The following is a 14,148-nucleotide window of genomic DNA, read 5'->3' as shown; positions in this document are numbered from 1 at the left end:
TGCAGCCCCTCACAGCACGACAAAAATCGTCTGCGATTCTCTTGTTATCTCTGTCCCGATCTCTATCCCGATCTCTGTCCCGATCGCGATCCCGATCATGATTATTGCATCCACATGACATATAAGTCACTCCTTCATTGTTTTTGTTTTTTGTTGTACAAGATATCTTATTCGAGAGCGGACAAGATGCTATAGAAACATGACCCATTTAACAAAAATGTATGAATGCCTAAAAATCATCATTATTAATGTGAAAATGCCGGTACAAAAGTGATTATGGTATTTTTGTGATTGATTTTTCATATCTTTACATATTAAGGTAGATGAAAAAGCACAGCCCTATTTCAGGGGGAATGTACATGTTGAGAGGTAAAATGAAAGCGATCGTCAAACATCACCGAGGTTATGGGGCACAATTACTAGTTGTCGATATACCGGACATTCGTGATGACGAGGTCTTGATTCGAGTGAAGATGACCTCGATCTGCGGAACGGATATTCATATTTTCACCTGGGATGAATGGTCACAAGGAAGGGTGAGCCCGCCATACGTATTTGGGCACGAATTTGCAGGGGAAGTAATCAAGATAGGAGCAAGTGTCAGTAATGTTTCAGTTGGTGATTGTGTATCTGCCGAAACACATATAGTTTGCGGTACATGCAGGCAATGCTTAACCGGACAATTCCATATCTGTAAAAAAACAAACATTATCGGTGTGGATAAACAAGGGTGCTTTGCAGAGTACATAGCTCTGCCAGCCAAGAATTTATGGAAAAATCCAAGTGATATGCCACTCGATATAGCTACCATCCAAGAACCGATGGGGAATGCCGTCCATTCAGTGCTAGCTGGCGAGGTGCTGGGTAAAACGGTGGCAATAATCGGTTGTGGTCCAATTGGGCTTATGGCGATTGCTGTAGCAAAGGCCGCAGGTGCTGATAAAGTAATCGCTCTTGATATTAATGATTATCGACTTCAGCTAGCCAAAAAGATGGGTGCCACACACCTCATTCATTCAATGAATCAGGATCCAGTGGAAATCACGAAAAGCATTACAAGTGGGGACGGGGTGGATGTTGTTTGTGAAATGAGCGGGAATCCAGCAGCTATCCAACAAGGGTTCAAGATGGCGACCAATGGTGGAAGAATATCCATTCTAAGTCTGCCTTCTAAGCCCGTCACGATTAATATAACAGAGGATATCGTATTCAAGGGTCTTACTGTCCAAGGGATTACTGGAAGGAAGATGTTTTCAACCTGGCAACAGGTTTCAAGTCTGCTTAAAAGTGGCAAGGTTGATGTAAAACCAATGATTACCCATCGGTTCTCACTCAGTGATTTTGAAAAGGGATTTGAACTGATGATCAAAGGCCAGTGTGGTAAGGTTCTCCTTATACCTTGAACACCTAAAAAGGTGGAAATTGCATGCTCTGCATTTGAAAAATAATGAAAGGGGAAAGCGTCATCCAAAAATGATAAGAAGAGGCTAAATTCGTCATAGCCTCTTCTTTCATGTTCTTATTTTCAATATTTGTGAAAAATTTCTTACAATTGAAGAAGCCACGACAGAATGATTGTTTCTTGCTGTTAAAAGCTTTATACTATGATAATGTGGATATATCACACTTAATAGCTAATATTTACTGGAAATTCTTAAAAAGGAATCCGTATAAATCCATTTGATGATAGGTCTTGAAATAGTTGGTGAAAGAAATAAACTAACTATTTTGAAAGGAGATTAACTATGAACGAGAAACAACGATTAGAATCACAACAAGTACAGGCTGAGAATCCAGCGGACAAAAAATCCGAAAAGGACTTCAGTAAGTACTTTCAAGCCGTTTATATTCCACCTTCCTTAAAGGATGCGAAAAAGCGGGGAAAAGAAGAAGTAGAATATCATGATGACTTTGCCATTCCTGAAGGTTTCCGCGGAATGGGAGAAGGTAAAAAGTTTTACATTCGCACTTTTGGCTGTCAAATGAACGAACATGATACAGAAGTCATGGCGGGCATCTTTATGGCACTTGGTTATCAGGCGACAGACTCGGTGGATGATGCTAACGTCATTTTACTTAACACTTGTGCGATTCGGGAAGGCGCAGAGAATAAAGTGTTCGGTGAATTGGGGCATTTGAAATCATTGAAATTGGAAAAGCCGGATCTACTGCTTGGGGTTTGCGGCTGTATGTCACAAGAGGAGACAGTTGTAAAGCGGATTCTAGAGAAGCACCATTTTGTAGATATGATTTTCGGAACGCATAACATCCACCGCCTGCCGCAAATTCTTAATGAAGCTTACCTTTCCAAGGAAATGGTCATTGAGGTTTGGTCTAAAGAAGGTGATGTAATCGAGAACCTTCCGAAAGTGCGTAAAGGAAAAACCAAGGCATGGGTCAATATCATGTATGGATGCGATAAGTTTTGTACATACTGCATCGTACCGTATACGAGAGGGAAAGAAAGAAGCCGCAGGCCTGGAGATATCATCCAGGAAGTCCGTCATTTAGCGGCACAGGGTTACAAGGAAATAACCCTGCTTGGACAGAATGTGAATGCTTACGGTAAAGATTTTACGGATATCGATTATCGTTTCGGCGATTTGATGGATGAAATCCGCAAAATCGACATTCCGCGTATTCGTTTTACGACAAGCCATCCCCGTGATTTTGATGATCATTTGATTGAAGTACTGGCTAAAGGCGGAAATCTCGTTGACCATATCCATCTTCCAGTTCAATCGGGAAGTACGGAAACACTTAAAATCATGGCCCGTAAGTATACACGCGAACAATATTTAGAGCTAGTTAAAAAAATAAAGGAAGCTATCCCAAGTGCATCGCTAACCACGGACATCATTGTAGGTTATCCGAATGAAACGGAAGAGCACTTTGAAGAAACGATGTCATTATACCGTGAAGTTGGTTTTGATGCAGCATATACTTACATCTATTCACCACGTGAGGGAACACCGGCTGCGAAAATGCAGGATAATGTACCGATGGAAGTGAAAAAGGAACGTCTGCAACGCTTGAATGCCCTTGTAAATGAAACGTGCGCATTGAAAATGAAAGAGTATGATGGACAGATTGTTGAAGTGCTCGTTGAAGGCGAAAGCAAGAAGAATGCGGAAGTATTAGCAGGTTATACAACGAAAAATAAGCTCGTGAACTTCAAAGGACCAAAATCCGCTATTGGCAAAATCGTAAAAGTGAAAATCACCGGAACGAAAACATGGTCATTAAATGGGGATATGGTTGAAGAAGCAACGGCGATTGAGGTGGAGTAATATGACTAAATATACTAAAGATGACATTCTGAATAAAGCGGCCGAGCTTGCTGAAATGATCGCCAGCACGGAAGAAGTCGATTTCTTTAAACGGGCAGAAGCTCACATCAATGAAAATCAGAAAATCCGTGAAATGATCGCCAGCATCAAGAGTTTGCAAAAACAGGCTGTAAACTTCCAACATTACGGCAAAGAGAAAGCATACAGTCAAGTGCAGGCCAAAATTGATGCACTGGAAAAACAATTGGATGAACTTCCGATCGTGCAAGAATTCAAACAATCCCAAGTGGATGTAAATGATCTTTTACAAATGGTCTCATCACAGGTATCGAATAAGGTGACGGACCTGATTATTGAATCGACCGAAGGCGATGTCCTTCGCGGTGAGACAGGTTCACAGGTACAAGCAGGCGGCGGAAGCTGTTCATGAATATTAAAAAAGCCCTTCTGGTTTCAGAAGGGCTTTTTTAATATGCGGAAATCCTTATACAGTGCCCATTCGTGACACATATCCCAAAACATGCGCATAAAATAACCTAGGTTTAAAACATTACAGCAGTTTTCAAACAATTAAAATTCTACGCACAATAGACTTTTACCACGCATAGGATGAATGGAAACTGTATGAGGAGGGTTCGCTAGCATGTCACAATATAGAGAGATAATTACTAAAGCGGTGGTGGCAAAAGGACGTAAATTCACAAAGTCCTCTCACACCATTTGCCCGGCTCATCATCCTTCTAGCATTCTAGGTTGTTGGATCATCAACCATAAATACGATGCAAAGAAAGTCGGCAAAAAGGTAGAAATTCACGGCAGCTACGAAATCAACGTCTGGTATTCTTATAACCATAATTCGAAGACGGAAGTTGTAACTGAAAAAGTGCAATATACCGACGTTATTTCGCTGAAATACCGTGATCCCGATTATCTTGATGACCATGAAATCGCTGCAAAAGCTGTCCAACAGCCGAATTGTTTAGAAGCATGCATCTCCCCATGTGGACAAAAAATCATTGTCCATGTGGAAAGGGAATTCTTTGTGGAAGTCGTCGGCGAAACGAAAATTTGTGTCGCTGTAAGTCCAGATGGCCGCTGTGAGGATGACTGGGGCTCTGATTTCGATGATGAGGATTTCGAAGATTTAGATCCGGATTTCCTTGATGAATTCGAAGACGAATAGAATATAGAAATTAATACCGGATGACATTCCCTTCATCCGGTTTTATTTAATTTGAAGCGGGACAAGTCCCTATGGCTTTACAGATACAGCTAGCTTACAATGTAAAGGATAATTGATTTACCATGCAATTTCGAATACAGGCCATGTTGCATTTTCGTATGTTATAATGAAGGACATAAATGTGTAATAGATTTTAGTTTGGAAAGGTTTTGAAGGAATGGCTGGATATACTCCAATGATACAGCAATATTTAAAAATTAAGGCAGAGTATCAGGATGCCTTTTTATTTTTTCGTTTAGGCGATTTTTATGAAATGTTTTTTGATGATGCACTGAATGCATCACAAGAGCTCGAAATCACATTAACGAGCCGAGAAGGCGGTAGTGAAGAGCGAATTCCGATGTGCGGCATTCCGTATCACTCGGCTGCTAATTATATTGATATATTGATAGAAAAAGGTTTTAAAGTAGCTATTTGTGAACAGACCGAAGATCCGAAGCAAGCCAAAGGTGTGGTACGCAGGGAAGTTGTCCAGCTGATTACCCCGGGAACGAAAATGGATAGTAAGGGTCTTCGTGAAAAGGAAAATAATTATATTGCCACCATCACTTATTTTACGGATGGTCAGTTTGGCTTTGGATACAATGATTTATCGACAGGGGAAAATAAGGTTACATTGATTGAGAGTTTCGAGGAAGTTCTGAATGAATTTGCCATCCTTGGTGCGAGTGAAGTGGTCATTGCCGAGGATTTCAATGAAGAATGGAGAAAAATGCTTCAAGAACGGGGCGCAGCCGCCCTATCCCTAGAGAGTAATTTGGTCCAAAGCGAGTCATTCGCTCCATTGCTTCATTTGTTAAAAGACCAGAAACTGGCGACAACGACCTCACGTTTATTGAATTATCTATACCGTACCCAAAAACGCAGCCTGGATCATTTACAGCCAGTGCTTGCATATGAAACATCACAATATATGAAAATTGATTATTATAGCAAACGTAATTTGGAATTAACTGAAACCATTCGTTCCAAAGGTAAAAAAGGCTCATTACTATGGCTGCTTGATGAAACAAAAACAGCCATGGGCGGAAGGATGTTGAAGCAATGGATTGATAGACCGCTCATTAATAAAAAACAGATCGAGCGGAGACAAAGCCTTGTTGAAACCCTGAAAAATCAATACTTCGAACGACAAGACTTACGTGAACGCCTGAAGGAAGTGTACGACTTGGAGCGGCTTGCCGGAAGGGTGGCCTTCGGGAATGTAAACGCTCGGGACTTGATTCAACTGAAACGTTCCTTGCAACAGGTGCCGGTCATTCGTGAAATCGTGAAGTCAATGGCTTCCAATCAGGATATTTCAATCCTGGCCGATAAATTGGATCCTTGTGAAGAAGTGACGGATTTACTTGAAACGGCGCTTGTAGAAAACCCTCCATTGTCCGTGAAGGAAGGGAATATCATTCAGGATGGTTTCCATACGGAGCTGGATACATACAGGGATGCCAGCAGAAACGGAAAAACTTGGATTGCACAGCTTGAACGCGAAGAGCGGGAACGCACCGGGATCAAATCCTTGAAAATCGGATATAATCGTGTATTTGGCTATTACATTGAAGTCACACGAGCAAATTTGCATCTGCTTGAAGAAGGCCGTTATGAACGGAAGCAGACTTTAACGAATGCCGAACGTTATATCACACCTGAATTGAAAGAAAAGGAAGCTTTGATTTTACAAGCAGAAGAAAAAAGCATCAGTTTGGAGTATGACTTATTCCTCAATCTTCGTGAAGAGGTCAAAAGCTATATCCCTCGCTTACAGGATTTGGCGAAAGGCGTCAGTGAACTGGATGTCCTGCAGTGCTTTGCGACGATTAGTGAAGAACGCCATTATGTGAAGCCTGTCTTTTCCGATGATCGAAGAATCGTACTGAAGGAAGGCAGGCATCCAGTGGTCGAGAAAGTCCTTCAATCACAGGAATATGTCCCCAATGACTGCTTTATGGATGGAGATCGGGAGTTACTCTTGATCACAGGGCCCAATATGTCGGGTAAAAGTACGTATATGCGTCAAATAGCGCTAACATCGATTTTAGCGCAAATTGGATGCTTCGTATCCGCAAGTATAGCTGAATTACCTATTTTTGATAAGGTATTTACCAGGATAGGCGCGGCAGATGATTTGATTTCCGGTCAAAGTACATTCATGGTCGAGATGCTTGAAGCAAGAAATGCCATCATGAATGCGACAGAAAACAGTTTGATATTATTCGATGAAATAGGCCGGGGAACATCAACTTATGATGGGATGGCGCTTGCTCAGGCCATCATTGAATATATTCATGAGGAAATTGGGGCAAAGACACTCTTTTCGACTCATTATCACGAATTGACTGTATTGGCAACGGAACTCCCAAAATTGAAAAATATCCATGTAAGTGCCATTGAGCAAAATGGAAATGTCGTTTTCCTTCATAAAATTAAAGAAGGGCCAGCAGATAAAAGCTATGGAATTCATGTGGCTAAGCTTGCTGATTTACCGGAGCAGTTAATAGATCGGGCGGCTGCTATTTTAGCCCAGCTAGAGAATGAAAATGGACAGGCAAAGGCGATTCCTGAACAGCCTGCTGCTGAAAAAACATCTATTGCCGAAGCTGCCCCTGTTACATCCGTCAATGAGGCACAGCTTTCCTTCTTTGGAGAAGAAGCTCCTAAAGGAAGGGTGAATTCTTCACCAAAGGAAAAAAAGGTGCTGGATGACATAAAATCACTGGATATCCTTGAAATGACGCCGCTTGAGGCAATGAATACCCTTTATAAATTACAAAAGAAACTTAAATGAGAATTAAAGCGAGGCGATAAAAATGGGAAAAATCATACAGCTTGATGAGGCTTTATCTAATAAAATCGCAGCTGGCGAAGTTGTTGAACGCCCAGCCTCAGTCGTTAAGGAACTTGTGGAAAACGCAATAGATGCAAACAGTACCATTATAGAGATTGAATTGGTGGAGGCTGGACTTGGTTCCATTCGGATCGTGGATAATGGCGATGGGATTTTACCTGATGACATAGAAGCGGCATTTAAACGTCACGCCACTAGTAAAATTAAAGACGAAAATGATCTCTTCCGAATCCGAACACTTGGCTTCCGCGGTGAAGCCATGCCCAGTATTGCTTCAGTTTCCCGTTTTGAAATGAAAAGCAGCACTGGCGAAGGGGTAGGAACGCGCATACTTCTTGAAGGAGGCTTGGTTAAGGAACTTGAGGCTTCATCCAGCCGTAAAGGAACGGATATCCTGGTTTCCGACTTGTTTTTTAATACCCCTGCACGGTTGAAATATATGAAAACCATTCATACCGAGCTGGGAAATATTACGGATGTCGCTAACAGGCTCGCACTTTCACATCCGGATGTTTCTATACGGTTAACACACAATGAGAAGCGTATCCTCCATACGAATGGTAACGGTGATGTCAGGCAGGTGCTAGCGGCAATCTATGGTACGAATATTGCCAAAAAGATGATTCCGGTTCAGGCAAGCTCCTTGGATTTTAAATTATCCGGATATATCGTCATGCCTGAGATCACCCGGGCATCAAGGAATTACATTTCAACCATGATAAACGGGCGCTTCATTAAAAACTATGCGCTCGTGAAAGCAATCCTGGATGGGTATCATACACTTCTTCCAATTGGACGTTTTCCAATCGCTTTGCTGAATATCGAAATGGATCCGATTCTTGTCGATGTCAATGTACATCCATCCAAAATGGAGGTAAGGCTCAGCAAGGAACAGGAATTGTACAGTCTTGTATCGGAAACGATTAAATCTTCGTTTAAAAAGATGTCTCTAATACCAAGTGGATATACACCAGCAGCAAAGCCGGAACAGGTGAAAAGTGAGCAAACCACTCTGGAATTGGACCATGTTGTGGAAAGCGGCAAGCGGGTCCTGGAAGAAGCCAAGAAAGAAGCTTCCCTCTTGAAGGATACCTTGATACGGGAAAAGCAGGAACAAAAGAATTACGTGAATCATAATGAAGATTTCAATCTTGAACCAATAAAGGAAATAATCTATAGCACTGAACAGCAGCAAATGGAAGATGTCTATGTACCGGTCTTACTAGATGATGAAAGCAAATCATCATATTTCGAGTCAGCTGAAAAGTTTACAACCTACACAGTCGAACAAGAGGAGGAAATCGAGGCGAATGAACCGGAAAGCCGCATCCCTCCGATGTACCCGATTGGGCAAATGCATGGAACATATATTTTCGCCCAAAACGAAAAGGGCTTGTATATCATAGACCAGCATGCTGCCCAGGAACGGATCAAATACGAATACTTTAAAGAAAAAGTCGGTCGGGTTGAAAACGAGCTACAGGATATGCTTGTCCCCATTACCCTTGAATTTTCAACGGACCAATGTATCCGGATAAATGAATATCGGAATGAGTTGGAAAAAGTCGGCGTCTTTTTAGAGGATTTTGGCTATAATGCCTATATTGTCCGATCGCATCCACAATGGTTCCCTAAAGGAATTGAACAGGAAATCCTTGAGGAAATGATAGAACAATTGCTATCGATGAAAAAGGTCGACATCAAAAAATTGCGCGAAGAAGCAGCCATCATGATGAGCTGTAAAGCCTCCATAAAGGCAAACCGTCATCTGCGCAATGATGAAATCCAAGCACTACTGGATGAACTGAGGCGGACAACAGATCCCTTCACATGCCCTCATGGAAGACCTATCATCATCTCATATTCCATATATGAAATGGAAAAAATGTTCAAACGGATCATGTAATTAAAAGCAATGGAGAACCCTTATGTAATAGGGTTTTCCATTGCTTTTTTAGTTAAATGACCACAAAATGACCACATTTATTGGTCTATGCTCTTAATTCCTAGAGCTTTTGAATGTGTTGAGTGGGGCAGTTCCTCCTGACCAAATTAGTATTTGTGTCAGTATTAGCTTCCCTTACTAATAATATGGGTAGTCCAAATTGAAAAGACATTGAGGGTTCAATTTGTAAAAAAACGGAGCCTTCCCAGAAAGGAGTGGATGATGGAGGTTGTCCTACTTTAGTATCAGCAATCTCAACGAGGAAGCGATGAAAGTTGATTGCTAATATTCCATAGCTTCATGAAACCAAGCGGCGAATGCTTGTTAAAATGGTTTCCGGTATTGTTCACTTACAGGCAATGTACGTGGAAAAGCAATGCGTTCTCAATCTCTTAAATAAGTCGGTTTTGAAACTGTTGTTGAATTGGATTTAACGTATTTGTTGTACTTGATAATATTGGAATACGAAAGGCACGATCAACGCATTCCTGGTATTTCAATGATGGATATTCTTCTTTCTTTAAAGGTTCATTTTTAGATATGCTTAAGGAGTCTGAACCTTTATGATCTTTATCTTTATTTTTATCACTACTCACTTTTCTCATCTCCTTTTTAAATTAATGTATGGGTAAGGATCAATTTTTGATTGGACAAAGTAGCCTGAATTTATCCAAAGGAGTGGCGGGATTTTTGAACCTATTAAAAAGGCAGAAATAAAGAACTGAGATTCGAATTTGATTTTGAATTAATGGAAGATACTTCTGAAAATTTCACATAAAGCAATAGGCCATCCAAACCTGTATCAATATGTTTGGCCGTACCATCATCCAATCCGAATTAAATGTAAAGAAAGATAAAAAGATTGTGAAGGACGAAATGTAATATCGTTTATATGTCAGACCAAACCGAACATGCCGTAATATGATCTCCGTGATAGACCACTTTATTATAACAACGCAATTATTTAGTCGGAATCCTAAATTAGCTATTTAGTAAATGGTGCTTGTCTATACCATTTTTTAGAATATGCATAACATAATATAGGTTTTTTATATGCACAAATTTTATAAGAATGGAGAACGATAATGGCGAATGGATGTAACCAAAATCCGATAGGGGCTTGTTCGGAAGCGGAAGGAATCAATACAACTGCTAATGGTACAGCTTCTCATGCGGAAGGAATGAATACAATTGCCAACGGGACAGCTTCTCATGCGGAAGGAAGTACCACCATTGCAGGCGGTAACGCTGCACACACGGAAGGGTATGATACCGAAACAACAGCTGATACGGCCCACGCAGAGGGGTCCACTACGACAGCAAGCGGGGCAGCATCTCATGCAGAGGGATTTCAAACAGTAGCCAGTTCAAATACAGCTCACGCAGAGGGATCTACTACGATAGCAAGCGGGGTTGCCTCCCATGCGGAGGGTTATCTAACTAACGCTATTGCAAATACTTCCCATGCGGAAGGAAGTGAAACAATTGCTACGGGAGACTCCTCCCATGCGGAAGGGTTTCGGACAGCGGCGACAGCAGGTACAGCACATGCAGAGGGATCTTCTACCACAGCAAGCGGGATAGCTTCCCATGCGGAAGGTTTTGAAACTAATGCAATTGGAGCTCAATCGCATGCAGAGGGGAACAACACAACAGCAGCCGGAGCTAATTCGCACACAGAAGGAATGAATACCCAAACAACGATCAGCGGTGTTAACGCGCATGCGGAAGGAGAAGGGAATACAGCAAGTGGCAGGGCTTCCCATGCGGAAGGGGGTGGAGTAGATCAAATGGGTAATCCATTACCTACCTTAGCAAGCGGAGATGGTGCTCACGCAGAAGGCGTAGGGACAACCGCGAGTGGACCTGCATCTCATGCCGAGGGCTTCGATACATCTGCCGGTAATCCTGCTGCCCATGCGGAAGGAATTAGTACAATCTCCAATGGACTTGCTTCCCATGCCGAAGGTGTCAATACAAATGCGAGTGGATTTGCTGCCCACGCGGAAGGGTTAGGAACAAATGCGGGTGGGGATTCCTCCCATGCCGAAGGGGAGGGTTCTGTCTCCAGTGGGCCACGTTCCCACGCGGAAGGGCAAAGTACAACCGCAAGTGGGGAAGCTTCTCATACTGAGGGTAGCAATACAAACGCTACTGCAACAGATTCCCATGCCGAAGGATTTCAGACTACGTCCAGTGGATTTGCATCCCATGCCGAAGGCAATACAACTTTGGCACAAGGTGATAGTGCTCATGCGGAAGGATCCTCTACAATAGCAAGCGGAATAGTTTCCCATGCCGAAGGAATTAGTACAACTGCAAGCGGAGATGTTTCTCATGCGGAAGGTGTCAATACAATTGCAAATGGATTTGCGTCCCATGCCGAAGGCCAGTCAAGAGCTTTTGGATTGACTTCTCATGCGGAAGGCGCTTCGATTGCCAACGGAGCATTTTCTCATAGCGAAGGTTTGTTTACAACTGCCAATGGAGATGCGTCCCATGCTGAAGGGAACAATACAACAGCAGCCGGAGCTAATTCGCACACCGAAGGATTGAGTACGCAAACAACGATCAGCGGTGTTAACGCGCATGCGGAAGGAGAAGGTAATACAGCTAGTGGAAGAGCCTCCCATGTGGAAGGCGGCGGCTTAGATCCATTGGGTAATCCAGCTCCTAACTTGGCGAGTGGAAATAGTTCCCATGCGGAAGGCATCGGTACAACTGCAAGTGGTTTTGCTGCTCATGCGGAAGGGGGAACCGAAGATATTACGTCCCAATCTGGTCCGCAAGCTTTGGGGGATTTCTCTCATGCAGAAGGAATGAATACAATTGCAACTGGAAACTTTGGTGCTCATGCCGAGGGGCAACGAACAACCGCTAGTGGATCAGCTTCCCATGCTGAGGGTTTTCAGACTACCGCCGTTGGAACTTCTTCCCATGCCGAAGGGGCAAATACAATTGCCAGCGGGGCCTTCTCCCATGCAGAAGGTATCGGTACAACCGCTAATGGGATTTACTCTCATTCTGAAGGGGCAGATACAACTGCCAGTGGGCAAGCATCTCATGCGGAAGGACTAGGAACGATTGCAAATGCTGACTTCTCACATACTGAAGGGTTGAATACTACAGCAAGTGGTCTGAATGGAGTTCACGTAATGGGGCAAAATGGTGGACCAGCTGTAGGAGACTTACCTTTTTCATGGTACCTAGTAAACGGTGCGTTGGGTGGAGTCGTTGCCAAAATACTAAACGATGGATCGGCCTGTTTTGAAGGAGATGTATCTGCCAACATCGTTGCACCCGTGGCCTGTGACTTTGCTGAAATGTTTGAAACGTCCAACGGTAAACCGATTGATGTTGGTTATTTTGTCACGTTTGACGGGGAAACTGAAAAAATTCGTATAGCGAATTCATTCGATGATTTTATCGTAGGAATTACTAGTTCGAATCCTGCTGTACTTGCTGATATTCAAGACCCTGAATGTAGTAAATATTTACTGGATGAATGGAACAGGCCTGTCTACGAAGAAGTCATAATTCCGGACGTAACTGATAATGAAGGAAACATTCTAATAGAAGAGCACGAGCTATCAAGAAAGAAACTAAATCCTTTGTGGGATCCATCCAACCAATGCGGTTCAAGGTTAGAAAAACCTGAATGGGTGGCGGTAGGACTAGTCGGGAAGCTTCTCGTTCGCGATGACGGTACATGTAAGGCAGGCGGTTACTGTCGTCCTTTTAAAGAAGGTATTGCTACAGCTGCAGATCAAGGTTTCAGGGTAATGAAACGTACTGGGCAAAATCAAGTATTAATACTGCTTAACTCAATTCCTTCAATAAAAGAGATTGATATTGTTGAAAAGTTAGAAAAACTAGCAAAATTAAAAGAACAAGGATTTCTAACAGATGAAGAGTTTCAGATTCAAAAACAAAAATTATTATCGTTATAAGAAGCCTTTTCTATTTTAAAAAACCAGCCTGTTCGCATAACTTGGCTGTTTTTTTTATAGTAAATAAAATTTAGTCCTAACCTTCTTAACTAACTCAGTAATATCAACTTCATCATTATAAATCACTTGATCTATTCGGAAATCTTCACTAGCTGCGTAGCTACTTTTAATTTGTTTAATTCAATCGTAGGCTGCAATGGCTGCAGTCCAGTCAGCTTCCTTCTTAAAGTCTGAACTTAAAACAGGGAAGTTGCCACTTTGTAAAAAGTTAGCCTTTGTAAAGTTTTCTGCTGAAGAGTCCTGATTTTGAATGTGCTAATCTTTCTGATACCACTTTAGCATTTTCTCCGAACTCCAACATTATAGTTGCAATTTTATGGAATTGGATTGAACACTTTGATATCTGTAGGTACCTTTATAGAAGAAAAGCGCTGAGCCAACCGCAAAATTGAAATGAATCATCTGTTGTTATAGATGGGGGGCAGAACCTCTTATATTATAAGAAGAAACTCGGTAGAATATAAAGAGAAGTATAACTGATTGTATCCAAGCGTACCCTGGATTTTTAATGCCCATAAACCACATTAGGTGACTACCATAATATAAGATGTGGCGTGAAAAACGGATCATGTAATTAAAGGCAATGGAGAACCCTTATGTAATAGGGTTCTCCATTGCTCAGTTTGTAGACAAAAGGGGTTCGGAATTAAAAAATTCCGAACCCCTTTTTGAGATTCCCTTTGAATTTTTTCCTGAAGTTAAGAGGTTGCGGCTCTACGAGCCCACATGTTAGGCCATTTTTGGACCTCGCCATGTCCAATTGGCCATCTTCTTTAAATTAATGGCAGCGAAAGTAAGCATCGCCTGCATTGACAATT

8 protein-coding genes are annotated in these 14,148 nt (G+C 42.1%); 7 read left to right on the top strand and 1 reads right to left on the bottom strand.

Annotated elements, in window-relative coordinates:
• The first annotated feature begins 362 nt into the window (after positions 1–362).
• The 6 genes from tdh to mutL all read left to right on the top strand — a co-directional run bounded on the left by tdh (position 363) and on the right by mutL (position 9,281).
• Positions 363–1,403 (top strand): L-threonine 3-dehydrogenase, encoded by a 1,041-nt coding sequence (tdh, locus tag AC3WLU_RS09990; RefSeq protein ID WP_413002056.1) that lies wholly within the window; start codon positions 363–365, stop codon positions 1,401–1,403.
• Positions 1,404–1,745: 342 nt separating this feature from the next.
• The gene (gene miaB / locus AC3WLU_RS09985) at positions 1,746–3,290 is read left to right on the top strand and encodes a tRNA (N6-isopentenyl adenosine(37)-C2)-methylthiotransferase MiaB (RefSeq protein ID WP_048684706.1); all 1,545 of its coding nucleotides are present in this window, start codon (positions 1,746–1,748) and stop codon (positions 3,288–3,290) included.
• A 1-nt stretch (position 3,291) separates the two neighbouring features.
• Positions 3,292–3,720, top strand: a complete 429-nt coding sequence (locus AC3WLU_RS09980) for a YlbF/YmcA family competence regulator (RefSeq protein WP_034313499.1) — start codon at positions 3,292–3,294, stop codon at positions 3,718–3,720.
• A 213-nt stretch (positions 3,721–3,933) separates the two neighbouring features.
• A complete protein-coding gene (locus tag AC3WLU_RS09975; RefSeq protein WP_057278378.1) occupies positions 3,934–4,473 on the top strand; it encodes an outer spore coat protein CotE in 540 nt (179 codons plus the stop codon).
• Between the two features lie 217 nt (positions 4,474–4,690).
• The gene (gene mutS, locus AC3WLU_RS09970; RefSeq protein ID WP_413001898.1) at positions 4,691–7,315 is read left to right on the top strand and encodes a DNA mismatch repair protein MutS; all 2,625 of its coding nucleotides are present in this window, start codon (positions 4,691–4,693) and stop codon (positions 7,313–7,315) included.
• Between the two features lie 22 nt (positions 7,316–7,337).
• Entirely contained in the window at positions 7,338–9,281 is a 1,944-nt protein-coding gene (mutL, locus tag AC3WLU_RS09965; RefSeq protein WP_413001900.1) for a DNA mismatch repair endonuclease MutL, read from the top strand.
• A gap of 431 nt (positions 9,282–9,712) precedes the next feature.
• Here the strand turns inward: mutL and AC3WLU_RS09960 are convergent, their stop codons facing one another.
• Positions 9,713–9,916 (bottom strand): hypothetical protein, encoded by a 204-nt coding sequence (locus tag AC3WLU_RS09960; protein WP_492597213.1) that lies wholly within the window; start codon positions 9,914–9,916, stop codon positions 9,713–9,715.
• Positions 9,917–10,405: 489 nt separating this feature from the next.
• On the opposite strand from AC3WLU_RS09960, the gene AC3WLU_RS09955 reads away from it, so the two are divergent.
• Entirely contained in the window at positions 10,406–13,270 is a 2,865-nt protein-coding gene (locus tag AC3WLU_RS09955; RefSeq protein WP_492597212.1) for a peptidase G2 autoproteolytic cleavage domain-containing protein, read from the top strand.
• The last annotated feature ends 878 nt before the right edge of the window (positions 13,271–14,148 follow it).

Source organism: Peribacillus sp. FW305-BF15 (assembly GCF_058783805.1).
This window is presented reverse-complemented; position numbering and strand designations above follow the sequence as displayed.

Excerpts from the sequence above, each read along its gene's own strand:
- miaB (WP_048684706.1), top strand. The coding sequence starts at position 1,746 with ATGAACGAGAAACAACGATTAGAATCACAACAAGTACAGGCTGAGAAT.
- AC3WLU_RS09980 (WP_034313499.1), top strand. The coding sequence starts at position 3,292 with ATGACTAAATATACTAAAGATGACATTCTGAATAAAGCGGCCGAGCTT.
- AC3WLU_RS09975 (WP_057278378.1), top strand. The coding sequence starts at position 3,934 with ATGTCACAATATAGAGAGATAATTACTAAAGCGGTGGTGGCAAAAGGA.
- mutS (WP_413001898.1), top strand. The coding sequence starts at position 4,691 with ATGGCTGGATATACTCCAATGATACAGCAATATTTAAAAATTAAGGCA.
- mutL (WP_413001900.1), top strand. The coding sequence starts at position 7,338 with ATGGGAAAAATCATACAGCTTGATGAGGCTTTATCTAATAAAATCGCA.
- AC3WLU_RS09955 (WP_492597212.1), top strand. The coding sequence starts at position 10,406 with ATGGCGAATGGATGTAACCAAAATCCGATAGGGGCTTGTTCGGAAGCG.